Here is a 25886-nt window from a genome sequence, read left to right as displayed (position 1 = left end):
TTAGCTGCGGGTTTTATGCTGTATTAATCGTTCTGCTAGCTCTTGGGGCTGCTGGCAGTACCCAAAAGTGTTGCGCTACCGGTAAAATAGCACGCGCAATATAACTTTATTTGCCGCTGATTTTTATTCTTCTGGGTATAAGAATCGCGGCGAGTACCAACGACTACTCGAACATCGTTCACAGAAAGCGCATCGATGAAACTCGAACTGCGAGAAGTGACCAAAAAATTTGGTGATTTTACCGCTAATGACAGCATTGACCTGGTGGTTCGCCCAGGCACTGTTCACTGCCTTTTGGGCGAAAACGGTGCGGGTAAGTCAACCCTCATGAACGTGATTTACGGTCTGTACAGACCAACGTCAGGTCAGATTCTCATTGACGACCAGCCGGTTACTTTTAAGGGGCCCGGGGACGCGATGGCGGCAGGTATTGGCATGGTTCACCAGCACTTTATGCTGGTTCCGGTCTTTACCGTTGCTGAGAACATCGCTCTGGGTGCTGAGAGCACCAACGGCGTTACTCTCAACCTCGAAGAAACACGGGTGAAGATTCGTGAGATTTCAGACCGTTACGGGTTCAACGTTGACCCCGATGCCATCGTTGAGAACCTGCCGGTGGGCGTTCAGCAGCGCGTTGAAATCATTAAGGCATTGGTACGCGATGCTGAGATTCTGATTCTGGATGAGCCGACCGCGGTCCTTACCCCCGCTGAGACTGACCAGTTGCTGGAAATCATGGACCAGTTGCGTCGTGACGGCAAATCTCTACTCTTTATCTCCCATAAACTGCGTGAAGTCCGTCAGGTTTCTGACGATATCACGGTGATTCGACGCGGCAAGGTCGTCGGCACTGCTGATCCCAGCGCGTCAACCAATGAACTGGCGTCCTTGATGGTGGGTAAAGCCGTTCAGCTCACCGTTGATAAAGATGAGCCGAAGCTCAACAATAATATTTTTGAGGTCTCCAACCTGACCTTAATCGCTGATAACGGCGTTCCCCTGCTTAAGAATGTCAGCTTTGAGGTGCGCGGCGGCGAGATTCTGGCAGTTGCCGGCGTGCAGGGTAACGGGCAGACTGAGCTTGCTGAATCCATCATCGGTCTACACTCCAAAGCTACCGGCTCTCTGAAGCTCAACGGTCAAGAACTGCTGGGCAAAACCACCAAGCAGGTACTGCACTCCGGTGTTGGCTTTGTACCCGAGGACCGTAGCAAAGACGGGCTTGTCGGTTCATTCTCCATTGCTGAGAACCTCATTCTCGATCTCTTTGACACCTCAGATTACTCATCGGCGGGCACCCTCAAACGCTCAGCGGTCTCATCGAACGCAGCTCGCGCCGGTAGCGAGTTCGATATCCGTATGGGTTCAACTGCGGACGCGGCGTCCACTCTCTCAGGCGGTAACCAGCAGAAAATCGTGGTGGCGCGTGAACTCTCGCGCGACCTTGAACTCTTCGTTGCTTCACAACCTACCCGCGGTGTGGACGTTGGCTCCATCGAATTCATCCACAAACGCATTGTTGCTGAGCGCGACAAGGGCGTACCCGTCATGATTGTTTCCACTGAACTCGATGAAGTCTACGCACTTGCTGATCGCATCGCTGTTTTCTTCCACGGCGAACTCATGGGTATTGCACCCAAAGACACCCCTCGTTCTGTGCTCGGTCAAATGATGGCGGGAGCTTCCTACGAAGAAGCAAAGGCTAGCCAGCAGGAGGCTACCGGGAGCCTTCCCGAGACTGATTCTGTTCCTCCGGTAGCACAGCAAACCACGCAAGTGCCCTGGGCAGAAAACACCCCATCGACCAGTGAAGGAGAGCGCGCATGAGCGCAGAAAATAAGCCCGCGGCAGTAGCCGCACCTGCGGCTGCTAACCCGCAGATGAGCACCAGCGAAAAGCCCTCACTGGCAACTCGCTTGCTCGGCGGCAGCTTCGGTCTCTCACTCGGCGCGCTTATTGCCGCCCTGTTCCTGGGCGGTGTGCTTATTGCCCTCACTGACCCGGCAACTCAAAAGGCATCAAGCTACTTCTTCGCGCGTCCGCTCGACACCCTTGCCGCCGCTTGGAAATCAGCGACCAATGCTTACATCGCCATGTTCCACGGCTCAATTTACAACCCCAACGCGAAGAGCTTCACCGCCAGCATTCGTCCGCTGACGGAAACCCTCACCGTGGCAACACCCCTGATCTTTGCAGGTCTTGCTGTAGCTCTGCCCTTCCGCGCGGGTATGTTCAACATTGGTGCACAGGGGCAGATTATTTTGGGCGCTCTGGTGTCAGGTTACGTGGGTTTCACCTATGACCTGCCCGCCCCCGTCCTGATTCTGATGGTTGTTCTTGGTGGTATGGTCGGTGGTGCGCTCTGGGGTGGTCTGGTCGGTCTGCTCAAGGCTAAGACCGGTGCCCACGAGGTGATTCTTTCGATCATGCTCAACTACATTGCGGCAAACCTTATTCTCTTGCTTCTCAAAACCCCCGGCTTTCAGCGCGAAGGCAGCTCGAACCCTATTTCGCCGATTCTGCCCGAGGGGGCGCTCTTCCCTCTTCTTCTGGGCAAGGGGTTCCGCCTGCACTGGGGCTTTATACTGGCTATTGTCGCAGTTATCTTTGCTGCCTGGTTGATTAACCGCTCCACCGTGGGCTTCCGTCTGCGCGCAGTGGGTGCTAACCCCCATGCCGCCCGCACCGCCGGTATCAATGTTTCAAACGGCTACATCGTGGTCATGGCTATTGCTGGTGCCCTGGCTGGTCTCGCTGGCGCTGCCCAGGTTGCAGGTACAGAAAAGGTCTTGACCACGGGCATCGCAGCGACCTTTGGTTTTGACGCTATCACCGTGGCACTGCTCGGACGTGCCAAGCCCTGGGGAACCTTCTTCGCAGCCCTGCTCTACGGTGCATTCCGTGCCGGTGGCGTTACAATGCAGGTTGAAACCGGCACCAACATTGATATCGTGCTGGTCGTTCAGGCGCTGATTGTTCTCTTTATTGCGGCACCTCCGCTGGTACGCACCATCTTCCGCCTTCCTGACCCCGAAAACCCTAAGAAGGCTTTATCGAAGATCTCACTTCAGGAGGCTAAGTAATGTCTATAGCAGCTACCCCCGCCTTAGCACGAGAAGAAAAAAATATCGTCCGGCACTGGCGCAACCCCATCATTTACGCGGTGCTTGCCCTGACCTCGCTTCTACTGGTGGGTCTCAAGGCACCGAGCAATACAGTTAATTTCCGTCTCTCCGACGGGCTTAAAAGCTATACTGTTCCCGACCTAGCGATTGACCCCACCGTTTACGGCTGGATCGCCTCCATCACGATGGCAGCTATTGCTGCTTTCGCGTTCGTGCAGATGAATAAAGGTCACGAAATTCACCGTGCCTTGCAAATTGCTTTCTGGTTCTTCTTCATTACCGGAATGCTGGTGTGGATTATCGGTTCGGCACGTTCCTCAGATCTTTCGCTCGTTACCTTGCTGACCGGTGCGCTCACCCTGTCAATCCCCATGATTTTCGGTTCGCTCGGCGGTCTTTTGTGCGAGCGCTCCGGCATTATTAACATCGCGATTGAAGCTCAGCTGCTGCTGGGTGCTTTCACCGCTGTGCTAGCAGCTTCGATCACTGGTAACCCCTGGGTTGGTCTGGTTGCTGCGATGGTTGGCGGTGTGCTGGTTTCTTTGATTCTTGCGGTGTTCTCTATCAAGTATCTGGTAGATCAGACCATTGTGGGCGTCGTGGTAAACGTGCTGGTATCGGGTCTTACCGGTTTTCTCTACTCGCGCGTCCTACAAGCTGATCAGGCGAACCTCAACTCAGCACCGAAGCTACCCACTTTTGAGATTCCCGTGCTTTCACAGATTCCCGTGGTGGGACCGGTGCTGTTCAACCAGTCTGTGCTGGTGTATCTCATGTATCTGACGGTGGGTCTGATTTGGTTTGCGCTGAACAAAACCAAGTGGGGTCTGCGTACCCGTGCAGTGGGTGAACACCCCAAAGCAGCTGATACCTTGGGTGTGAATGTGAATCGTCTGCGTTTTACGAACGTCCTGCTTGCTGGCGTTGTTGCAGGTATGGGTGGTGCTTTCTTCACTTTGGTGTCGGTTTCGTCCTTCAATGCGAACATGACCGCGGGTCAGGGTTATATCGCTCTTGCGGCGCTTATTTTCGGACGTTGGAAGCCCTTTGGCGCTCTCTTTGCCTCCTTGCTCTTTGGCTTTACTTTGCAGCTTAACTTTGTGCTATCTCTGCTGGGAACCTCAGTGCCGACCGAGTTGCTGGCAATGCTGCCCTACCTGGTGACAATCTTCGCGGTTGCAGGTTTGGTGGGTGCCTCACGCGGTCCGGCGGCTGCGGGCAAGCCCTACATCAAGGGATAAGCCTATAAACCTTGTGGAGGGTTTCGGACTCCCCGTTCAGCGGTGTTCTGTGAACATTACTAGACGGGGAGTTTTTGCTATCGAGAGGAATGCGTGAGAGCTTTATGCGTTCGCTGGTGGTTTTGATGCACTAACCTGCGCGCTGTGCTTCAAAAGAGTAAACTGGATGTTCCAGAGCGAAGGAGATCTCATGAAGCATACAAGCGCCCAGAGCACAGATATTGACTGGTCGATGCTGACCGAAAAAGCTACTGAGGCAATGAGAACTTCTTATTCGCCCTACTCCCACTATCCGGTGGGGGTTGCTGCACTGACTGATGATGGGCGTGTAGTTACTGGCTGCAATATTGAGAATGCCTCTTTTGGTATTACCCTGTGCGCCGAGTGTTCTCTGGTTTCTGATCTTTTCCGCACCGGTGGCGGCAAACTGGTGGCTTTCGCCTGCGTCGATAAAGAGGGTAAGGCGCTGATGCCGTGTGGTCGCTGCCGCCAGTTGCTCTATGAGCATGCAGCTCCGGGGATGCTCCTGAAATCTGCCGGCGGCGTGATGACTATTGAACAAATGCTGCCGGACGCTTTTGGTCCGGAGCGTTTGTAAGAATCTGTAGATTGACCAATCAATTCAAGGAAGAAATGATGAGCGAACTTTTTGATGCTGTTGATGTTATTCGTACCAAACGTGACCGGGGAGCCCTCAGCGACGCCCAGATCGACTGGGTCATTGACGCATATACCCGTGGGGCTGTCGCGGACGAACAGATGAGTGCCCTGGCGATGGCGATTTTCCTGAACGGTATGGAACGCCGTGAAATTGTTCGTTGGACTCAGGCGATGATTGATTCGGGCGAACGTCTCAACTTTGAATCAATTGTCGGTGAGGGTAAGAAGATCGCGACCTCTGATAAGCACTCCACCGGTGGTGTAGGCGATAAGATTACCCTGCCTTTGGCTCCTCTGGTGGCAGCTTTTGGGGTTGCCGTACCTCAGCTCTCAGGGCGCGGACTGGGTCATACCGGTGGCACCCTGGATAAGCTGGAAGCTATACCGGGGTGGCAGGCGAAGCTCAGCAACGAGCGTGTCGTTGAAATTTTGGGGACTACCGGTGCGGTTATTTGCGCTGCTGGTGATGGTCTTGCTCCTGCCGATAAGAAGCTCTATGCCCTGCGTGATGTCACCAGCACTGTTGAGGCGATTCCGCTGATTGCTTCCTCCATCATGTCTAAGAAAATTGCAGAGGGTACCGGTTCGCTGGTGCTTGATGTGAAAGTGGGCTCCGGTGCTTTTATGAAGGATGCGTCGATGGCGCGCGAGCTTGCCCGCGTCATGGTTGATTTGGGTACTGATGCCGGGGTGAAGACTACTGCTTTGCTGACCGATATGAACACCCCGTTGGGTCTGGCTGTGGGTAACGCGTGTGAGGTTGAAGAATCGGTAGGGGTTCTAGCCGGGGGAGGGCCTTCTGATGTTGTGGAACTGACCGTTGCTTTGGCGCGCGAAATGCTGACATCTTCGGGTATTGACGCTGACCCGGCAGAGGCGCTGAAGGACGGACGTGCGATGGATGTGTGGCGCGCGATGGTTCGTGATCAGGGTGGTGACCCCGATGCGGCTCTTCCTCAGCCGAAAGAAACTGTGACTATTACGGCGCCGGAGTCTGGTACTTTGACTGAGCTTGATGCTTACAAGGTGGGTGTAGCTTCTTGGCGTTTGGGCGCAGGGCGCGCTCGTAAGGAAGACCCGGTTCAGCTTGCCGCCGGCATTAAGCTGCACGCCAAGCCGGGTGATGAGGTACGCGAGGGGCAGCCGCTGATGACGCTGATGACTGATACCCCGGAGCGTTTCGAGCGAGCCCAGCAGTCTCTCGAGGGATCTTTCACTATTGGTGGAGACCTGCGAGAACGACCGCTGATTATTGACCGAATTGTGTCTGAGCGTTCGGAATAGGGGGTGACTGCTCCCTCACCTGGCGTATTCTGGTGTAAAGAAAAAGGTGAGGGCGCTACTGCGCCGTCAGTGCTCCGTAGATTTTTTAAGAAAGTGAAGCACATGGGTTTATTCGACCGTTTGAAGAAGAAAAACGAACCTGCACCTGTTGAGGCATCGAACCTTGTAGCATCAGGGCAGACGTCAGAGGATCCGCTGGTTGAGCACTCCGAGCCGCAGTTGGCTTCGCTGGATGCCACCGGTGGCTTGTATTGGATTGTCTCGACCATGCAGGGACGCGGTCAGGGTCGCCTGGAGATGGATCTTTCTTTGCAGGGTAGTGAGATGAACTATGTCTTCTCTGATGACAACGGTGAACAGGAGCGCGGTGTCGTTGCCCCCGGCGATGACTGGTTTAAAGGCGTAGCGGCTCTTTACACCGAGTCTGAAAGATCTGAGCACGGCGCTTTTTCTCGTGCTCACATTAGCTACCCGGTGACGAGTGCTCCGGTGCGCGTCGAGGTTCGCTTTACGAATGAAAAAGGCGATGTCGCGAGTGAACACTATGAAGTTCCGCAGCATCTGGCTGAGATTGACGCTGAACCTCACCATGTGTTGAATACCGATGGGTTCAAAGCTGACGGGGCAGAGTCGGTGCAAGAAAACGCGAAAACCGGTGACGAAAACTTGGTGATGCATACCGCTGTACACAGCGAGCAGAACGATGAAGCCCCCGCCTCACCCGCAGTTTTGGCTATCCAACTCAATGATACTGAGGCTAGTGATGAACACGATGCCCAGAGCCGTTTCGAGCGCATCATGCAGCGTATCGAAGAGGAAAGCTCTGAGCCTGAGACCCTGCCGAGCTTCGAAGAAATCGCCTTTGATACTTTGGACGCTAAGACTCATGAGATCGGCGAAGACTCAGCTTTCATGGGCGAGCAGACTGAGACTGCTTTTGAAACAGGGGAACCTCGTAAGACCCCCGAAGATCAGGTGGAGGTGAGCGGGGCAGATGAGGTTCATGAAACCCCCGATGCGCCCACCGACGATGCACCTCAGCGCGAGGTAATCTTTGCGAGCGCAGAGACCGATGCAGAGCCTGCTGAGTCTGAGACCGACGTTGAATCAGAGCACCTTCTGAGTTTCGAGGAAAACGATTCTAGTGCAAAGAGCGATACCGACGAGCTCATCGCTGCTCCTGTGGCGTTTGAGGATTCTAATGCTGCGCTGGTGAATGAACCCGCTGTGGGCACTGCTAGCTCGGCAGGTTTTGTTGGTGGACTGGAAGAAGAAACAATTGAAGAATCATCCCATGACTCTGCCCCTGATATCCACAATGTGAGTGCTGTGGATACGGCAACCGAAGCATACCTCGGGGACGACTTCGGATCCCAGACGGGGGCAAGTAGCGCGTCCTTGGATCTCGCGAGCTCCGCAGAAAACGAAGAATGTGCTACGGGAGATGACGCGGAGACCCCTGCCGATGAACTGCTGATTCTTGACGAGACAGTCCAGAGCCCGGATGCACAAGAACACGATCCCAGCGAAGCTGAGATTGTCACTGTTGCGCCTCTTGCAGAAGAAATTGAAGAGGAAAGCCAGCAGAACCTTGAAGCTGACCTTGATACAACAGAGTCGGTGGAGACTGAATATTACCCCACCGACGCCGAGTTTTCGATGGCGGCCGATGAGTCAGTACCCGAGGTGATTGATGAATCAGAGTGGGAACAGGACGCTTTCGTTGCGACGGGTTCACCGAACGCCCAGAGTGCGGACGAGGCAGCTGCACCGGGTGCAGCGAGTTTCTTGGATGTAGCTCCCTCATACACTCTGGATGCCCACAATAACGTGGTGTTACCCTCGAAAACCCAGCTGGCAGCGGGCAACCTGGTACTCACTGAGGCAGATGTTGTTGAACGACTGCGTCCGGCGCAGCTTGCCCTCTTTGGCGAGAACGGCACTGCCCGCGATGTTTCTACCGTACTTATTCGCATCCGCTCTTTGGGCTCTTACTACGACGCGCTGACTCACGTACGACGCGATGGTTTCTGGGATCAGCAGAAAACCTTTGAACTGGTGCCTGAGGAAGTCCTGGATCTTTTGCAGCTCAAGTCAGATTCTTACAAGGAGGGTTACGGTGCTCCGCTGGCGATGATGCTACGCTTCACTCCCGGCGTGCCAGTAGAGGCATCTTTTGATTACAGCAACGAAGAAGCCTTCGTGCAGTACCCCGACCACCTTCCTGCCCAGCAGTACGTAGAAGAGTTGCGGATGTTCCCGCGCACCGGCGCCAATATTCCGGAGCACATGAGCGAGGCGCTGGCGTCCTGGACCCTCTAAAACACTTGAATAACTTTCGCTATCAGTAGCCCACCCGCCCGTACCTTCTCGCCCACCCGAGGTGAGGAAGGTGCGGGCGGGTTGCGTGTACTAGAATTTACTCACCATCGACTTTTGAACTAGAGGCATATTTATGACAGCTTCAGCACCGGCACCCGATTACGCTTGGATTGAACAGCTCCCCAAAGTGAGCCTGCATGACCACCTAGATGGGGGAGTCCACCCGCAGACCATCGTTGATATTGCAGCGGAAATCGGTCACGCACTCCCTGCCCAAAACGCCGATGACCTCAAAGCCTGGTTTGAAGATAACGCTAATTCTCGGTCTCTTGCCAGCTACCTTGAAACGTTTAAGCACACGCTGGCGGTGATGCAACGCCGCGAGGATTTAGTGCGTATTGCAGGTGAACATGCCCTCGAGCTTGCTTTTGACGGGGTACTGTACGGTGAAGTTCGCTGGGCACCCGAACTGCACACCGCCGGTGGGCTGAGCATGGAAGAAGCCGTAGAAGCTGTCGCCGAAGGGTTCGCCCAGGGCGCTGCGATGGCGAGCCAGCGCCTGCGTAAACCCGTTATGGTTCGCCAAATCCTCTGCGCTATGCGTCAGAACAATAATTCCCTCGCCGTCGCCCAGCTGGCTGTCGCCAACCGCGCCTTGGGTGTTGTTGGGTTCGATATTGCAGGGCCCGAGAAAGAATTTTCACTACAGAATCACCGCGAAGCTCTAGACTACGCAACCCAGCATTTTCTTCCCGTCACTCTACACGCTGGTGAAGCGGCATCCTTAGATTCCATTCAAGAAGCCGTAATCGACGGACGCGCCCTGCGGCTGGGGCACGGTGTTCAGATTACCGATGACATCACCATCACCACCTTGGGCGAAGCCAACCCAGAAGCCGTCACCGAGGATGTAGATGCTGACCAGGAAGTGATGAAACTTGGCAACCTTGCAGCCTGGATCAAAGACCGCCAAATTACCCTCGAAATATGCCCCTGCTCTAACTTACAGACGGACGCTGCCGCCTTACTCACCGACATCGGCAGGTTGCCGCTTGAGCAGCAAAAGCGCGCTCGCGATTATGCTTCTCACCCGGTAGCGATGCTTTACCGTAGCGGGTTCGCGGTTACTATTAGCCCTGATAACCGCCTGATGAGTAGCACCTCGGTGACTACCGAGTTCATCAAGTTGCACGAGAACTTTGGGTTCGATTGGCCCGATTTCTTCCAGCTGACGCTGAACGCTGTTGATGGCTCGTTTATGCCCGTTGATCAGAAGCACTCACTGCGCGGTATCTTGCAGGATTACTACAGCACATTTGCCCAGGCACAGGAAGACCTGCCGGAGGAAAGCGCCTAATGTCAGATTCTCACAGCGCCGGCGCTGCCTTCGAACGTCTCGTGGACATCATGGATACTCTGCGTTCGCCCGGTGGTTGCCCCTGGGACGCAGAACAAACCCACGAGTCTTTGGTGCGCTATTTGATTGAAGAGGCCTATGAGGTTGTTGAAGCTATCGAAGCTCCCGAGGGCGTGAACACTGATTTACTGCGTGAGGAGCTGGGTGATGTGCTTCTGCAGGTGGTCTTTCACTCCCGTGTAGCTGCTGAGCGTTCAGCGGAACTGGGCGGATTCGATATTATCGCCGTCATTAACCACCTGTGCGACAAGCTGGAGCGTCGCCATCCCCATGTCTTTGATGAATCCGTCAGCAGCGATATTAGAGATGTCAATGCCCGGTGGGACGAACTCAAAAAAGCAGAGAAACCAGAGCGTACCGGGGTTTTCGACGGTATTCCGCCGCACTTACCGGCACTTGCCTACACTGAGAAAGCTCTCTCAAAATCGAGTAAGGCATCGATTGATCTGCCCGGTTTTGCACAGCGGCACACCCAACAGACTCCTGAAACGGACGCCTTGACGACAGCTCAAACGCAGTGGGCTGCGCGGGCTTTTGAACTGGTGATAGAAGCCCGCGAGCTGGGAATCGACCCCGAACAAGCCCTGCGCGTCTTTACTCGCGCGTCCATGGTATTCGCTGAGAATAACGAATCAGCTTGCGGTGGAAAAACGGAAAAAGCAGGGGCATAACCCAACTAAAACCACAGGATAAAAGTGCATTTATTATTATCACAGAAACGAGGTGGTGGGTTTATGTTTTTTCTACCTGTGTTCATGTGGGTATCTTGCTAAGATGTTAACTAAGAATTTAGCTCTAGAGGGCTTGTCGGTTACAGCCGCAGCTCGTTAGGGTTAGATACGAAGCCACTTCAATTCCTTACTCTATTTCAATCAAGGAGCATATTCATGGCTGTTATTACTGCTGTACACGCACGTCAGATTCTCGATTCACGCGGCAACCCCACCGTTGAGGTTGAGGTTCTGCTTGAAGACGGTGCTTTCGGTCGCGCCGCTGTTCCCTCAGGCGCATCAACCGGTGAATGGGAAGCCGTAGAGCGCCGTGATGGCGAAAAGGCTGTTTACCTCGGCAAGGGTGTTGAGGGTGCAGTTGCTGCTGTTATCGAAGAAATCGCTGAAGACATTATCGGCATCGACGCAACCGACCAGCGTGCAGTTGACGCAGCTATGATTAAGCTCGACGGTACCGACAACAAGGGCAAGCTCGGCGCAAACGCTATTCTCGGCGTTTCAATGGCGGTAGCTAAGGCAGCTGCTGAATCAGCTGATTTGCCCCTCTACAAGTACCTGGGTGGCCCTAACGCTCATGTTCTGCCCGTACCCATGATGAATATCCTCAACGGTGGCTCACACGCTGACTCAAACGTTGATATCCAGGAGTTCATGATTGCTCCCATCGGTTTCGACACCTACTCACGCGCTCTGCAGGCTGGCGTTGAAGTTTACCACGCGCTCAAGAGTGTTCTGCACGACCGCGGTCTTGCAACCGGTCTGGGCGACGAGGGTGGCTTTGCTCCTAACCTTGACTCCAATGCAGCAGCACTCGATTTGATCATCGAAGCAATCGAGAAGGCTGGCTACAAGCCCGGTGAAGAAATCGCACTGGCACTTGACGTTGCATCATCAGAATTCTTTGAAAACGGCTCATACACCTTCGAAGGTCAGCAGAAGTCAGCTGAAGAAATGTCAGCTTACTACGCTGATCTGGTAGCTAAGTACCCCTTGGTTTCCATCGAGGATCCCCTGGACGAGAATGACTGGGACGGCTACAAGACCCTCACCGCTGAAATCGGCGACAAGGTTCAGATCGTGGGTGATGACCTCTTCGTCACCAACCCCGAGCGTCTGGGCAAGGGTATCTCAGAGGGCGCAGCTAACGCTCTGCTCGTGAAGGTGAACCAGATCGGTTCACTGACCGAGACCTTCGACGCTATGCAGCTGGCTCAGCGCAACGACTACCGTTGCATGGTTTCACACCGTTCAGGCGAAACCGAAGACGTCACCATTGCAGATTTGGCTGTTGCAACCAATGCCGGTCAGATTAAGACCGGTGCTCCCGCACGTAGCGAGCGCGTTGCTAAGTACAACCAGCTTCTGCGCATCGAGGAAGAGCTGGGCGAGGCAGCAGCATACGCTGGCGCATCAGCTTTCCCCCGCTTCAAGAAGTAAATTCTTCTCACAGCGCTTGGCTCACCGCTAAACGGTAGGCTAAAAGTGCTTGAATTTGCCCCTGTTTTGTGTGCGCGCATTTTCTTGATTTCAAGAAGTAAGGTTCGCACGCGAGGCAGGGGCATTTTGAGTGGATACGCTCACGCTCTCACCTGTTGAAGACGTAAGACCGGTAGAATGGAACTCTCTGCTCACCGCTAGCGACCGAAAGGTATACGCCCATGAAGAAACTCGGCAACATCTCGGGTGCCCGCAACATCTCGGGTGCCCGCTTACAGGGTTTTTTCGGTTCACGACGCGCACCTGCTGGCGTTTCTGCCCGGCGAGATGATAAGCCAACTCGTCAGGTTGGTCAGGGCGCCAACGTCCCCGTCGCAGCGCGTGCTTTTTCGGGTAAATGGGTGGCGGCTCTGGTGGTCTTTGCCCTGGTTGCGCTAGCAGTCTATGGAACCCTGAGCCGCTATATTACTCAATCTGCAGAAATAGCTCAGGTGCAATCGAATATCTCCCGATTAGAGACTGAAAACCGGGAGCTCGCGGTGCAACAGTCGTGGTGGCAAGACGATAATTATGTTCAGCAACAGGCGAAGGGGCGTCTCTTCTATGTGAACCCGGGAGAGACCCCCTATTTAGTCGTTGGTACTGACTACACCACAGAGTTGGCGGATGAAACGAGTGCCAATGCCCTCACTGCTCCCGAAGATAACTGGACCACTAAACTCTGGGACTCCTTCCAACTTTCGGCTGTTAACGGGGATCCGGCAGCCTATCGTGAATCACACCCATCATCAGATGCCGGATCGGCTCTCTCGACGGATCTTCCTAGCAGCAGCGCAGAAACCGAGGGTTCACCCACCCAGGGCAGCAGTTCAGAGACTGCTGAAAGCTCAATGCACAACTCCAGTGCGAGCCCAGAATCCGCAGGTTCTAGCACCCGCTAATACCGCGTGTCTGCCTTCGCCATACTGTAATGAAAGAGCGCGTGCGAAGAGCGGCACTTGCAGAGTAAGAATTTTTTGACCGGTTATAAGGAAAACTCATGACAGCAACCCAACGAACCCCCGGCGGCTTCAACGTGACCGCGCAAACCCTCACCCCGACCGAACAGGATCTTCGCGTTCTTTCGGCACAGCTGGGGCGCACCGTGCGCGACGTTGCAGAAATTCCTGCCCGCTGTGTGTGCGGGAACCCGCTGGTGGCAGCGACCGCTCCGCGCCTTTCGAACGGTAGCCCTTTCCCCACCGTCTTTTACTTAGCCCACCCAACTATCACCGCTGCGGCGTCGCGTCTTGAAGCTGAAGGTCTCATGTATGACATGACCGACCGCCTCTCAGAAGACGATGAGCTGGCACAAGCCTACGAAGCTGCCCACGAAAATTACATCGCAGAACGCGAGCGTATTCGCCTAGCAGGCGGCATCGACGGGGTTCCTGAAATTACAAATGTTTCTGCAGGTGGCATGCCCACCCGCGTCAAATGCTTGCACGCTGTCATCGGACACACCCTTTCGGTGGGTCGTGGCATTAACCCTATGGGCGATGAGGCGCTAGATGCTATTGCCCCTTGGTGGACTGTCGATCAGTGTACCTGTGACCCCGCATGGAAAGAGGCGTAAAAATGACTGTTGTCGGTGCTATTGACTGCGGTACAAACTCTATTCGTCTGCTGATTACCCGAGCGGACGAGCAGGGTAAGTTGCACGATCTTGAACGTGAAATGCGGGTGGTGCGGCTGGGCGAAGGCGTCGATGCAACCGGTGCATTCAGCGAAGCCGCCCTGGAGCGTACCTTCGCAGCGACCCGCGAGTATGCTGAGCTTTTGCGCCTACAGGGGGTAGAAAACGTCCGTTTTGCTGCAACCAGCGCTAGCCGGGATGTTTCAAACCGGGACGCATTTGTGAGCGGTATTCAAGAAATTCTTGGTGTAACACCCGAGGTTATTACCGGTGTGGAAGAGGCAAATCTTTCCTTTGCCGGAGCTGTCTCAGCCGTGGGGCAGAGCGAAAAATCAACTGTTGTCATGGACCTAGGCGGTGGCTCTACCGAGTTCGTAGTGGGCAATAATGAGGGCGTCAGCGGAGCCCTCTCGCTCAACATTGGCTGTGTTCGACTGACCGAACGCCACAAGGTGCAAGCACCGGTTACCGCCCAACAGCGAGAGCTTGTCGAAGCTGATGTGCGTGCGTCCTTAGAAACGCTTACTCGTGAACTGGATTTCTCATCAGTCACACGCATCGTGGGTGTTGCTGGCACCGTCACAACCGTCACCGCCCAGGTGCTGGGGCTCACCACCTATGACCCCGATGCCATCAACGGCTCAGAGCTTTCCATCGATGTCGTGCAGAAAGCTGCCAACGAGCTGGCGGCGATGAACCGCGAAGAGCGCCTTGCCACCGGCTTTATGCACCCCGGACGCGCGGACGTTATCGGTACTGGAGCGATCATCTGGAGCCAAGCACTGAGCTACCTGCAAGAACAGATACCCGGCATCTCAAACGTTATAATCAGCGAACACGATATTCTCGACGGTATAGCGCTGTCTCTTCTTGAGAGCGGCACAGCACGATAGAGAGCTTGCTTGGGGGGCGCACACCATGAGAATGCGTACCGTACAAAAATTAGTTACGCTGTAAAGATTACTGTCTACACGCACAAACAAATAAGCATTAAAGCCTGCATCAATGGCACAATGTTTAATGAAGCTTTTTGTCCTCGCATTCCGCGCGATGGGCAACGAGGTAGCGCTGAACAAGCCTACCCGGCACTTACGACGGTAGTAGTGAGTTCTCACGGAGATTAGCTCACGCTGCGGGTCGTACACAGTACAAAGGGAAGAAGCAAAAAGATTATGGCATTCACCAAGTTGGCGCAGGATCGCCCACGTATTCTGATTGTCGGCGGTGGCTACGTAGGGTTCACCGTTGCACAGAAAATTCAGAAGGAAATCAAGGATTCCGGTGGCATCGTCACCATCGTAGAACCCAACCCCTACATGACCTACCAGCCCTTCCTCCCCGAAGTAGCTGCAGGCTCCATGGAAGGTCGCAACGCAACCGTTCCGCTGCGCCAGCACCTGACCGACACAGAAATCGTTTCCGGTCGCGTCACCTCCATTAACCACGCAGAGCGCACCGCAACCGTTGAACCCATCAACGCAGGCGAGTCCTTCGACATCACCTATGACGAGATCGTTCTGGGCGCAGGCGCTGTAACCCGTGCATTCCCGATCCCCGGTCTGGCAGATGTTGCTATCGGCATGAAGACCGTCGAAGAAGCAGTTAGCGTACGCAACTGGGTTCTAGAGCGCATCGAAACCGCATCCCTCACCGCTAACGAAGAAGAGCGCCGTCGCGCCCTGACCTTTGTCGTTGTCGGTGGCGGCTTTGCGGGTGTCGAAACCATCTCAGAACTTGAAGACATGGCACGCGTTGCAGTCAAGCGCAACGAGCGCCTGCGCGTCTCAGACCTGCACTTCATGCTCATCGAAGCAGCACCGCGCATCATGCCCGAGGTCCCCGCAGACCGCGCTGAGAAGGTCGTTGCTGAACTGCGCGCCCGCGGCATCGAGGTACTGCTCAACACCTCACTTGCCGATGCAACCGACGGCAACCTGCAGCTGATCAACATGGGCGACAAGTCACCCGCGGGCGAAGCAAGCACCGACACCCTCATCTGGACTGCCGGTGTAGCAGCATCCCCCATGCTCAAAGAGACCGATTTCCCCATCGACGAGCGTGGACGCATCCGCGTGGGCGCAGACCTGCGCGTCACCGGCGACGACGGTGTAGTAGAGGGCGCATGGGCAGCAGGCGACAACGCAGCTGTACCCGACCTCTCAGGTGGCGGCGTAGGCGGCTACTGCGTACCCAACGCCCAGCACGCCTCACGTCAGGCACTGCGCTTGTCAAAGAACCTGCTGGCAGCTCGCAAGGGCGAACCCCTCAAGGACTACTACCACGCAACCATCGGCGTTGTCGCAGGTCTGGGTCTCTGGAAGGGCGTCGCAAACGTCAAGGGCAAGACCATCGCTGGCCCGCTGGCATGGATTATGCACCGCGGTTACCACGGCTACGCAATCCCCACCGTCGAACGCACCGTCCGCGTCATGGCAGTATGGGGTCTCAACCAGGTCTTCGGTCGTGACACCTCATCAATCCGTCACCAGCGCTCACCGCGACGTGCTTTCCAGGAAGCAACCGGAACCGCGTCCGAGAAGACAAAAGCACGCCTCTAACCACGGTTTTGGGGTCTAACCCCAAGCTCTGGTATAAATAGCTAGTGTCTGTTTTTATCAGCAGATACCAGCTAAGCCCCTATAGCCCAATTGGCAGAGGCAGCAGACTTAAAATCTGCCAAGTGTGGGTTCGAGTCCCACTGGGGGCACTTCAAAAACCACCAATGCTTACGCGTTGGTGGTTTTTTCGTATCCCGCAGTGGGTGCGATCGTGGGCTCGCTCCTCTGAGCGAGGATTCAATCCATACTCGGTGGCTTGGGTGACCAAGCTATGTTCAGGTGACCGCGATAAACGTGGTCACTTGGGCAGAGTACGGTCACTGTGAGTAGAAGGTGGTCACTGGGACGGGGAGAGGCACAATACCCCAGCATCTGCGTAAACATTGGGGGTAATAGTCAGTGCAAAGTTTCAGTACGAGCTGATTCGTCATACAGAGCCTACTTACAATAGGAAGGCTAGAGTTGTACAAGAACCCGTATACAGAAAGAAGCCTCCATGAGCCTGAAACTTATTGCCACCGATATGGACGGCACACTACTGCGAGACACTGATAAAGCATTTGATACTGAACGTTTCAATCGCATCATGGACGCGATGGAAGAACAGGGCATTCATTTTGTGGTTGCATCGGGCAACCAGCTACCTAAACTGCATCATTACCTGGAAGGGTACCGCGCGCGTCCTCTGACATACATTGCTGAAAATGGGGCATATATCGCTGACCAAGAAAAAGATATTCTTATCTCAGGATTTTCGGATAAAACCATCCAGCAGACATTGGCTGTGCTCGATGAGTTCCCAGCGATCGGCGTTATTATCTCTGGTCACCAGCACGCTTATATGCCAACCCACCGCGCCGAACCGATTGCTCGGTTAATAAGGGACCACATGGATTTCTTGGGGGCTGACTACGATAAGCAGGTTGATCCTCTGACCTTTATTAGCCGCTGGTACCCCACCGTCCGCCCTATTGACGATTACGCTGACCTTCGCGATGAGACCGTGGTTAAGTTTGCCTTGCAAACCCGGCGCCGTGAAACTGACCAGATTCTCGCCGAGCTGATTAATCGGTTGCCATCAAATGTTGTTCCGGTGACCTCTGGGTTTGGGGCGATCGATTTGATTTCCCGCGGGGTTAATAAGGGCAGTGCTCTGAAGTGGCTGGGGGAGCAGCAGAACATCAAACCTGAGGAAATGATTGCTTTCGGTGATGCTGCTAATGATGCTGAGATGCTGAGCTATGTGGGTACTGGCATCGCTATGGACAACGCATCCCCTGCACTCAAAGCCTCAGCTGACCTAGTGATTGGTAATAATAATGATGGCGGTGTGCTTGATTATCTCGAGGAAATTCTTGGCATTTCAGCTAAGCATCTCTCATAACGCCTTCAGCAAAATCACACTCTTTGACCGTAAAAATTCGGTAGGGTAGGTAAGAGCAATTCAAGAACACGACCTAGGAGGCACCTGTGGCAGGTAACCCCCTCATTACTTCAATGGGCAACCAGCATAAAGGCGATCCCCGTTTTGGCCAGTTCGGTGCGGGCGGTACTTCAACCGCTCAGTACGGTCAGCAGTCATACGGCAACGCTTACGGCGCCCCCCAGTACGGCCAGAATCCGTATGCTCAGAACACTTACCAGCAGCCTAATGCTGAGCAGTTGAACCAGATGTACAAGGCTCCCGCTGCAAGCAATCTTGAAGCAGGACGCGTCACTATGGACGACGTTGTGCGCAAGACCGGCATTAACCTTGCTGTAGTGGTTGCCGCTGGTGCAGTTGCCTGGTTCATTCCTATATTGATGTACCTCGGTTTGGTGGGCGGCATCGTTCTGGGTCTGGTGAACGCCTTTAAGAAAAAGGTCTCACCGGCTCTCATCGTGACCTATTCGCTGATGCAGGGTCTCTTCCTGGGCGGTGTTTCTCGTCTTTTTGACTATGCCTACCCCGGTATTGTGGTTCAGGCTGTGGGCGGAACTGTTGTGGTAGCCGGTACCATCTTGGTACTTTTTGCTAACAAGAAGCTGCGCACTACCCCCAAGCTCAACAAGTTCTTCATGATTGCGGCTTCTGCCTACCTGGTTTTCTTGCTCATCAACCTGGTGAGCACCTTTGTCTTCCAAGTCAGCCTTTACGGCGCTAATCCTTACGTTGGTTTGGCTATTGCCCTCTTTGCGGTATTGCTGGCGTCCTACTCACTTTTGCAGGATTACACCAACGTGACTGAGATGGTTAATGCAGGTGCGCCCAAGAGCGAGTCCTGGCGCTTGGCGTTTGCACTGACCGCGTCTTTGGTCTGGTTGTACATTGAGATTCTTCGTGTACTGAGCTTCCTGCGTCAGATTGCAGATAATTAAATAGACTGTATTCTTCGGTGCATAAAAGCGTCGGTCTCTTTCACGTGTGAAAGAGACCGACGCTTTTTGTATATTGCTGCTCCCACTGCTTACTCAGCAGAAGGACGCCAAGAGCAACCGGAGTGCCGGGGCTGGTAAATGTGGTGAAGAACGAAGAGAATTAGCTCCTGCGGAGTGGTTATGAGTTAGCCAAGGTGTGCGATTATTGAACAATGATTGAAAAAAGCGTAGAGAACCAGCCGCTGGCAGCCTCGGTGCAAGACAGTGACTCAACCAGCCGCGAGGTACCTTTTGCCTTACAAATTGCGGCATCGTGGTCGTGGCGCCTTATTGTTGTTGCAGTGGTTGCGTGGGGTCTGTCAAAGATGCTGGGGAGCGTGAGCCTCATTGTTGTTTCAGTGATGGTGGCGGCTCTGCTTGCCGGTTTGTTGTCGCCCGTAGTGTTTATCCTCCGTAAATACGGTGTTATCCCCGGTCTGGCAACTGCTATCACCGAAATTGGTTTTATTGCAACTATTGTCGGTTTGCTGACTTTGGTAGGGCAGCAGATGATTTCAGGTTTCAGCAATCTGGCTGACCAAGCAATGAAGGGCTACCAGCAGCTAATCGTACTGCTGCAGGATTTGCCCATTAACGTGGGTGCCGCCCAATTCGACAAAATGGCATCTGACGGGCTTAACACCCTCAAAGATAACGCTGACACTATCTTCACCGGTGTAGCCAACGTGGGTTCCACCGCCTCAAACTTCGCTACAGGCATGGCGATCTGCCTGTTCACCCTTATCTTTTTCTTGATGGAAGGCGAGAAGATTTGGCTGTTCCTGGTAGGTTTGTTCCCCCGTGCCGCACGACGCGCGGTGAACGGTGCTGGCCGCCGTGGCTGGAAGTCCATGGTTTCCTACGTTCGTGTTCAGGTATTCGTTGCCTTCGTGGATGCGGTGGGCATTGGTCTTGCAGCTTTCTTCTTGGGTGTGCCCCTCTCCTTCCCCCTGGGCGTTCTCGTATTCTTGAGCTCCTTTATTCCTGTGGTAGGTGCTCTTGCCAGTGGAGCTGTCGCAGTTCTGCTTGCGCTGGTGGCTAACGGCCCGGTTAACGCGATTATCATGTTCGGTATGGTGCTGTTGGTTCAGCAGGTTGAATCTAACATTCTGCAGCCCCTGGTGATGGGTAAAGCTGTTTCTTTGCATCCGCTGGCAGTCATTATTGCTGTGGCTGGCGGCAGCATCCTCTTCGGCATCACCGGCGCTCTCTTTGCGGTGCCGCTACTCGCAATGATCAACACCGTGGTGCGCTACCTTGCTAACCGCGAGTGGGAAATTGATGAGGAGATCCGCAGGAGCGAGTTCTTGTACCCTCACGAGATTGAACGTAAGAAAAAGAAAGCAATTGCTGAGAAGGTTAAAGAACGTATGAACCGTAAGCGTGAATCAGATGCTGAGATGACGGCTACTGAGGCTTAAGCGCAGCATTACACTAAAGATAGGTTGACGATTTTTATGCTGAGGAGCTAATGTCTGTGAGCACACGTGAAGATTTGCCGGTGACTCTGGCTGATATTGAAAGCGCACATGAGCTGTTGGAGGGCGTTATTGAGCGCACTCCGGTTGCTCATTCACGTGCTTTAGAAAACAAGGTTGGTTCACCGGTTTTCTTCAAGGCTGAGAACTTGCAGCGTTCGGGTTCTTTTAAGGTGCGCGGCGCTTATGTTCGCATGGCGAAGCTCTCCGATGCTGAAAAGGCGCGGGGCGTGGTGGCTGCTTCGGCAGGTAATCACGCTCAGGGGGTTGCTTTGGCGGCGTCGAAGCTCGGTATTAAGGCTCGTATCTATATGCCTCAGGGCGCGGCACTACCTAAGATTGCAGCAACCCGTGACCACGGTGCAGAGGTTGTTCTCTTTGGCAAGACGGTTGATGAGGCTTTAGCAGAGGCAAAGCGTTTTGCCGATGAAACCGGCGCGGTGTTTGTACACCCCTTTGATAACGCTGACATCATTGCTGGTCAGGGCACACTGGGGATTGAAATTTTAGAGCAGGTACCCGATGTCGATACCATTTTTGCGGGTGTTGGTGGCGGTGGACTGCTAGCCGGTTTGGCTGTCGCCGTGCGCGCTAAAGAAAAAGAGCTGGGCAAAAAGATCCGCATTATCGGTGTTCAGGCTGAGCACGCTGCGGCGTACCCACCCTCCTTGGCGGCGGACGCGCTGGTGCCACTGAAAAAGGTATCTACCATTGCAGACGGTATCGCCGTGGGGCGTCCCGGTCAGCTGCCCTTTGACATTATCAAAGAGCTGGTCGATGACGTACACACGGTTTCTGAAGATGACATAGCCCGCGCTCTCATCTTCTTACTAGAGCGCAACAAACTGGTGGTAGAGCCTGCCGGTTCTGTGCCGGTAGCAGCGGTGATGAGCCCTGCAACCAGTGAGAAGTACGGTGATTTGGGCACGACTGTTTGTGTGCTTTCGGGCGGAAACATTGATCCCATGCTGATGCTTAAGGTGATTCAGCGCGGTCTATCAGCGGCTGGACGCTACCTCACGGTGCGTCTGATGCTCACTGACCGCCCAGGTGAGCTAACCACTATCTCATCAATTATCTCCCAGAACTCAGCTAACGTTACCGGTGTTAATTACACTGGTGCGTCCGGTGCTCTCTCTATGGGCGAAGTGTTCATTACTATCGACATGGAAACCAAGGGGCATGAACACTGCGAAGAGGTGCTTGAAGCTCTGCGCGCAGATGGCTATGAACCGATCGTGGTCTATTAAAATAAAAGCCCATATGTAAAAAGTGAGGGGACGCAGGACGCGTACCCTCACTTTTAGTTTAAAGGTGCTGGTTGGAAATTAGCCCTGGAAAGGCTTGGCATCAATAATCTTGACGGTGATCTCTTTGCCATTGGGTGCCTCATAGGTGACTGAGTCGCCAGCCTTGTGACCGTTGATAGCCGCGCCCATAGGGGATTTCTCTGAGAAGACCTGGAGGTCACTGCCGCCAACCAAGGTCTCAGCTACTTCGCGTGAGCCGAGAAGGAACTTCATGGTTTTTCCGGCAAGTTCTGCCTCAACAACCATGCCGGGTTCAACGATGCCGTCGTCCTTGACTGATTCGCCCACCTGAGCGTTTTCGAGCAGTTTCTTGAGCTGGTTGATGCGGGCTTCGTTCTTGCCCTGTTCTTCGCGGGCAGCGTGGTAGCCACCGTTTTCTTTGAGGTCGCCTTCGTCGCGAGCCGCTGCAATACGGTCAATAATTTCCTGGCGGTAGGGCCCAGAGATACGCTCAAGCTCCTCGGTGAGACGGTCGTATGCTTCCTGGGTTAGCCAGGCGCCTTCGTGCTGTTCTTCAGACATGGAGAACAATTCCTTTCACTCAATTAAGACCGGTATATACCGGTGAAATCTGTGTTTTATTCTACGGCGTGTCCAGACGATACACGAAACTATACGGCAGCATGACGTGAACAAATCATCAGTGTACGCAGCGTATGCTCTAGGTTTGCGAACTACAGAGACATGAACGTCGTGTGAAATCTATAGGCTCCAGCACGCCTCAACGACAGCGGTGTGGGCGGGGGAAGTGATGAACAGGTGAGCGGTGTGGGCGGTGACGCGTTCACCGTTCTCGGACGGTCCTATAGTTACCTCATCCCACCCCACCGGTGCGCTGGCTGTATTAAGTGCCTGCAGGGTGCATACTGCTGTGGTGGAAGGGTCTTTGACAATCTCAAAAGAGACACTCACTTCGTCCCCGCTGGTGAGTTCATAACCGGTATTTTTAAACTCCGGGGCGGCTGCGCTTTGTGCTGTTTGAACCCAAATGCCCCATACCACTGCACCAGCGATGAGAACAGCGCTAAGAATGGCCCAAAAACGGGTGGGCAGGGGCTTACGCGCCGATTTCTGCCCGTAACGATCTGAAAGTATCTGGTTGCTCACACAAACCTCAAAATAAGACGTAAAATATTTCGCCAGAAAATAACGGGTCTCTTGATTCGCTAAAATAGAAAGACCACAATAACTGCCATTGAGTGCGGTTTACCCCGTTACTTCTCGTAGCGGGTAATACCTACTGTATCGAAAAACTGCGGAGAGCAAACGTGAGTGACGCTGGGAAAATCTCAAACAATGCGGAAAACCCGCAGTCTGCGCTGCAAGAATTAGCCGATGATTACACCGGTTTTCGCATTCTTGCTGTACACGCTCATCCCGATGATGAGTCGTCAAAGGGCGCTGCGATGATGGCTGCCTACGCTGCGCGAGGTGCGCGCGTCATGGTTGCCTCCATGACGGGTGGCGAACGTGGGGACGTGCTCACCGCGGTTTCTGACACCAATCCCGCTGCCCATCGCTACCTGCCCTCAGTACGCCGTGCAGAGATGGCGCAGGCACGAGATATTTTGGGTATTGAACACCGGTGGATTGGTTTCATGGATTCAGGTTTACCCGAAGGTGATCCTCTGCCACCGTTGCCTTTTGGTTGCTTTGCCAGCCAACCCTTGGATCGTGCGTCCGCGCCGTTGGTGCGCTTGGTACGTAGATTCAAACCGCACGTTATTCTTTCCTACGATGAAATTGGCGGTTACCCCCACCCCGATCACATTATGTCGCACCGTGTGGCGGTGGAGGCTTTTCACGCAGCGGGGGACGCCTCTGCCTACCTGAACGAGGGCGAGCCGTGGGCACCGCTGAAGCTCTACTATGACCGAGCGTTCAACCTTGACCGCCTCAATGCTATTAACGACTACCTGGTAGCAAAGGGCACCGAGAATCCTTTTGCTGAGTGGATTGCGCGCCGTCAAGAACAAGATGCAGAGGGGCACACTGCCCCGGTTTCGCGTCACCAGACCACCACTCGAATTCTTTCAAAGGACTACTTTGCCCAGCGAGATCAGGCTCTACTTTCTCACGCCACACAGGTAGGACCAAAGGATCTATTCTTTGCCCTCACCCCGGAGGAAACTGCTGAAGTATGGCCCACCGATGACTACGTTCTTATCGAGTCACGGGTTGAAACGTCTCTGCCCGAAACCGACTTTGCTGCGGGCATTGACTACAAAGAACGATAAGGTGTCACTATGAATGTTTTGCTGAGTGAAGCGCTGATTCTTGCTGCTGACCTATCCACCGTGACCCCTAGCATACAGCAGTACAATGCTGACGGCTCGCCCCTGGGTTCTCCGGGCATTACAGGTGCGCTGGTTACTATGATTTTGGGTGTTCTGATTATCTTGCTGGGTCTCGATCTGACCTGCCGTACCCGCCGTCTGCGCTACCGTATGGACTACGCACTGGCGCGTGAAGAACAAGAAAAACAGGGCGCTCACCCCAAGGAATCGCCCCGGTCTCACTAGGGTCTAAGACACCGCCTTTTGGCGCACAAACGCCGGTTACCTCTGAGACGAGGTAACCGGCGTTTTACGTTTGCTGAATAACCATGGGGCAATTTAGGGGTTTACCGATTGCTCATAACCGCCATCATCACCGCTATGTAGTGCAGAATGAAACCGACGAGGGTACAAGCATGAAAAAGCTCGTGGAAACCAAAGTTCTTGGGCGAGAGCTTAGGGTATTTAGTGCCGTAGAAAATAGCACCCAGAATATAGATAGCCCCGCCCACCGCAATGAGCACTGATGCGGCGGGGGAGACCTGCCAGAAATCAGGTAGGTAGAAAACTGCGATTAAGCCCATCACCGCATAGATGGGGGTATAGAGCCACCGAGGGGCGTGCGTCCAAAGAACCCTGAACAGTACCACAGCAATGGCACAACCCCAGATAATCCATAGCAAAATGCCTCGCTGAGGCTGCTGCAAAAGACCCACCGCCAGTGGCGTATAAGTACCCGCAATGACCAGGGCAATATTGGCGTGGTCGAGGCGCTTGAACACCAACCGCCACTTATCAGACCAATACGCCCGGTGATACATACCCGAAACACCAAAGAGTAGGACGCCTGTGAGCGCGAAAATAGCGCACGCTAAGCCCATCAAGCTACCGCCCGAGAGCGCAACCAGCACAATGCCAGCCACAAAAACCAGCGGCGCGAAACCAGCGTGCAACCAGCCGCGCATCAGCGGTTTCTTCTCAAAATAAGGGTGATCAGCGCTCAGCGAACTCGCCGCTGGTTTGCGTGAAGTATTCACAATCTTTCCTTTTTTTGATGATGTGTGGAACCTAAATATCAGTATGACCGATACAGCGTGATGCCCGCGAAAAGTTACTCAATATGTAGACAAGAATGAGGCACCGCAAAAGTTCACTTCACCGATGTAGCGTTAGAATATAGACCTACCACTTAGTTAGCGTCGAGGGGAATCATGAAAATACCGCAGCCGGTGTACAAGGTCTACGACCGCGCTCTTAGTTCATCGATTCCAGAAGACCGCCTACCTGCACATATTGGTGTGCTGGTGGATGGCAACCGACGCTGGGCAGCCCAACTGGGGCAGAGCACCAAACACGGTCATCTCGCCGGTGCTAGTCGTATCACAGAGTTCTTGAACTGGTGTACAGAGCTGAAAATCCCAATGGTTACCCTTTACATGCTCTCCACCGAGAACCTCAAACGATCTGAAGCTGAGCTGGTTGATCTACTGGATGTCATTGAGGGCTTTATCCAAGAGCTAGAGAGCGCTCGCATCGCACGTATTCGTGGGGTGGGTAAACTTGAGGCGTTGCCACCGAGCCTACGGGGTACTTTGCAGACTGCGATGGAGGCAACCGCCGATATCGAGCAGCTGCACGTCAATATTGCGGTGGGCTACGGTGGTCGCCAGGAGATTGTGGACGCTGTTCGCGATTTGATTCTCAGCGCTGTGGCTGAGGGTAAAGACCTGGAGGAGCTGGCTCGTTCACTGGAGATTGATGATATTTCAGCCCACCTCTATACCAAAGGTCTTCCTGACCCGGATCTTCTCATCAGAACCTCCGGTGAGCAACGGCTTTCGGGTTTTCTTACCTGGCAGTCTGCCTACTCCGAGTTCCATTTTTGTGAGGCTCTCTGGCCAGATTTTAGGCGTACAGATTTTCTGCGTGCCTTGCGCGATTATGCCAACCGTCAGCGCCGGTTTGGGTCATAGAA

23 protein-coding genes and 1 tRNA gene are annotated in these 25886 nt (G+C 54.1%); 21 read left to right on the top strand and 3 right to left on the bottom strand.

Features of this window, described 5'->3' with window-relative positions:
• Positions 1-195 precede the first annotated feature (195 nt).
• The 18 genes from JR346_RS08390 (at position 196) to ilvA (ending at position 21575) form a co-directional block, all read left to right on the top strand.
• A complete protein-coding gene (locus tag JR346_RS08390; RefSeq protein ID WP_204877439.1) occupies positions 196-1827 on the top strand; it encodes an ABC transporter ATP-binding protein in 1632 nt (543 codons plus the stop codon).
• Positions 1824-3083: an ABC transporter permease gene (locus JR346_RS08385; protein ID WP_205482225.1), complete on the top strand. Its 1260-nt coding sequence runs from the start codon at positions 1824-1826 to the stop codon at positions 3081-3083. Before JR346_RS08390 ends, JR346_RS08385 begins: the two co-directional genes overlap by 4 nt.
• On the top strand, positions 3083-4366 hold the full coding sequence (locus JR346_RS08380; protein WP_204877437.1) for an ABC transporter permease: 1284 nt from the start codon (positions 3083-3085) through the stop codon (positions 4364-4366). Before JR346_RS08385 ends, JR346_RS08380 begins: the two co-directional genes overlap by 1 nt.
• A gap of 190 nt (positions 4367-4556) precedes the next feature.
• Complete coding sequence (locus JR346_RS08375; protein ID WP_204877436.1) at positions 4557-4964, top strand: cytidine deaminase; 408 nt, start codon at positions 4557-4559, stop codon at positions 4962-4964.
• 38 nt (positions 4965-5002) lie between these two features.
• Positions 5003-6310 (top strand): thymidine phosphorylase, encoded by a 1308-nt coding sequence (locus tag JR346_RS08370; RefSeq protein ID WP_205483939.1) that lies wholly within the window; start codon positions 5003-5005, stop codon positions 6308-6310.
• 102 nt (positions 6311-6412) lie between these two features.
• The gene (locus JR346_RS08365; protein ID WP_205482224.1) at positions 6413-8632 is read left to right on the top strand and encodes a hypothetical protein; all 2220 of its coding nucleotides are present in this window, start codon (positions 6413-6415) and stop codon (positions 8630-8632) included.
• 133 nt (positions 8633-8765) lie between these two features.
• Complete coding sequence (locus tag JR346_RS08360) at positions 8766-9989, top strand: adenosine deaminase (RefSeq protein ID WP_205482223.1); 1224 nt, start codon at positions 8766-8768, stop codon at positions 9987-9989.
• On the top strand, positions 9989-10720 hold the full coding sequence (locus tag JR346_RS08355; protein WP_204877432.1) for a MazG family protein: 732 nt from the start codon (positions 9989-9991) through the stop codon (positions 10718-10720). Before JR346_RS08360 ends, JR346_RS08355 begins: the two co-directional genes overlap by 1 nt.
• A gap of 216 nt (positions 10721-10936) precedes the next feature.
• Positions 10937-12217 carry a phosphopyruvate hydratase gene (gene eno, locus JR346_RS08350; protein WP_204877431.1) on the top strand — a complete coding sequence of 427 codons (1281 nt, stop codon included), beginning with the start codon at positions 10937-10939 and terminating at the stop codon, positions 12215-12217.
• Positions 12218-12438: 221 nt separating this feature from the next.
• Positions 12439-13158, top strand: coding sequence for a septum formation initiator family protein (locus JR346_RS08345; protein WP_205482222.1), 720 nt, complete (start codon positions 12439-12441; stop codon positions 13156-13158).
• 98 nt (positions 13159-13256) lie between these two features.
• Complete coding sequence (locus JR346_RS08340) at positions 13257-13832, top strand: DUF501 domain-containing protein (protein WP_205482221.1); 576 nt, start codon at positions 13257-13259, stop codon at positions 13830-13832.
• A 2-nt stretch (positions 13833-13834) separates the two neighbouring features.
• A complete protein-coding gene (locus tag JR346_RS08335; RefSeq protein ID WP_205482220.1) occupies positions 13835-14785 on the top strand; it encodes a Ppx/GppA phosphatase family protein in 951 nt (316 codons plus the stop codon).
• Between the two features lie 279 nt (positions 14786-15064).
• Entirely contained in the window at positions 15065-16450 is a 1386-nt protein-coding gene (locus JR346_RS08330) for an NAD(P)/FAD-dependent oxidoreductase (RefSeq protein ID WP_204877427.1), read from the top strand.
• Between the two features lie 75 nt (positions 16451-16525).
• Positions 16526-16599 (top strand) — tRNA-Leu (locus JR346_RS08325).
• A gap of 347 nt (positions 16600-16946) precedes the next feature.
• A complete protein-coding gene (locus JR346_RS08320) occupies positions 16947-17834 on the top strand; it encodes an HAD family hydrolase (protein WP_204877426.1) in 888 nt (295 codons plus the stop codon).
• A gap of 86 nt (positions 17835-17920) precedes the next feature.
• Positions 17921-18808, top strand: coding sequence for a Bax inhibitor-1/YccA family protein (locus JR346_RS08315; RefSeq protein WP_240333920.1), 888 nt, complete (start codon positions 17921-17923; stop codon positions 18806-18808).
• A 212-nt stretch (positions 18809-19020) separates the two neighbouring features.
• Complete coding sequence (locus JR346_RS08310; RefSeq protein WP_204877425.1) at positions 19021-20268, top strand: AI-2E family transporter; 1248 nt, start codon at positions 19021-19023, stop codon at positions 20266-20268.
• Positions 20269-20324: 56 nt separating this feature from the next.
• Positions 20325-21575, top strand: coding sequence for a threonine ammonia-lyase (gene ilvA / locus JR346_RS08305; protein ID WP_370592577.1), 1251 nt, complete (start codon positions 20325-20327; stop codon positions 21573-21575).
• A 78-nt stretch (positions 21576-21653) separates the two neighbouring features.
• On the opposite strand, the gene greA is transcribed toward ilvA, so the two are convergent.
• Both greA and JR346_RS08295 read right to left on the bottom strand, forming a co-directional pair.
• Positions 21654-22157, bottom strand: coding sequence for a transcription elongation factor GreA (greA, locus tag JR346_RS08300; protein ID WP_204877423.1), 504 nt, complete (start codon positions 22155-22157; stop codon positions 21654-21656).
• A 180-nt stretch (positions 22158-22337) separates the two neighbouring features.
• Positions 22338-22742: a DUF4307 domain-containing protein gene (locus JR346_RS08295; RefSeq protein WP_205482218.1), complete on the bottom strand. Its 405-nt coding sequence runs from the start codon at positions 22740-22742 to the stop codon at positions 22338-22340.
• A gap of 161 nt (positions 22743-22903) precedes the next feature.
• Between JR346_RS08295 and mca the strand changes: the two genes are divergently transcribed.
• Positions 22904-23872: a mycothiol conjugate amidase Mca gene (gene mca, locus JR346_RS08290; protein ID WP_205482217.1), complete on the top strand. Its 969-nt coding sequence runs from the start codon at positions 22904-22906 to the stop codon at positions 23870-23872.
• A 9-nt stretch (positions 23873-23881) separates the two neighbouring features.
• Complete coding sequence (locus JR346_RS08285; protein ID WP_205482216.1) at positions 23882-24157, top strand: hypothetical protein; 276 nt, start codon at positions 23882-23884, stop codon at positions 24155-24157.
• Positions 24158-24258: 101 nt separating this feature from the next.
• Here the strand turns inward: JR346_RS08285 and JR346_RS08280 are convergent, their stop codons facing one another.
• Entirely contained in the window at positions 24259-24948 is a 690-nt protein-coding gene (locus tag JR346_RS08280; protein ID WP_370592506.1) for a hemolysin III family protein, read from the bottom strand.
• Positions 24949-25122: 174 nt separating this feature from the next.
• On the opposite strand from JR346_RS08280, the gene JR346_RS08275 reads away from it, so the two are divergent.
• Positions 25123-25884: an isoprenyl transferase gene (locus tag JR346_RS08275; protein ID WP_204877419.1), complete on the top strand. Its 762-nt coding sequence runs from the start codon at positions 25123-25125 to the stop codon at positions 25882-25884.
• Positions 25885-25886: the final 2 nt, after the last annotated feature.

Source organism: Rothia sp. ZJ932 (assembly GCF_016924835.1).
In the GTDB taxonomy this organism is placed as follows: domain Bacteria; phylum Actinomycetota; class Actinomycetes; order Actinomycetales; family Micrococcaceae; genus Rothia.
This window is presented reverse-complemented; position numbering and strand designations above follow the sequence as displayed.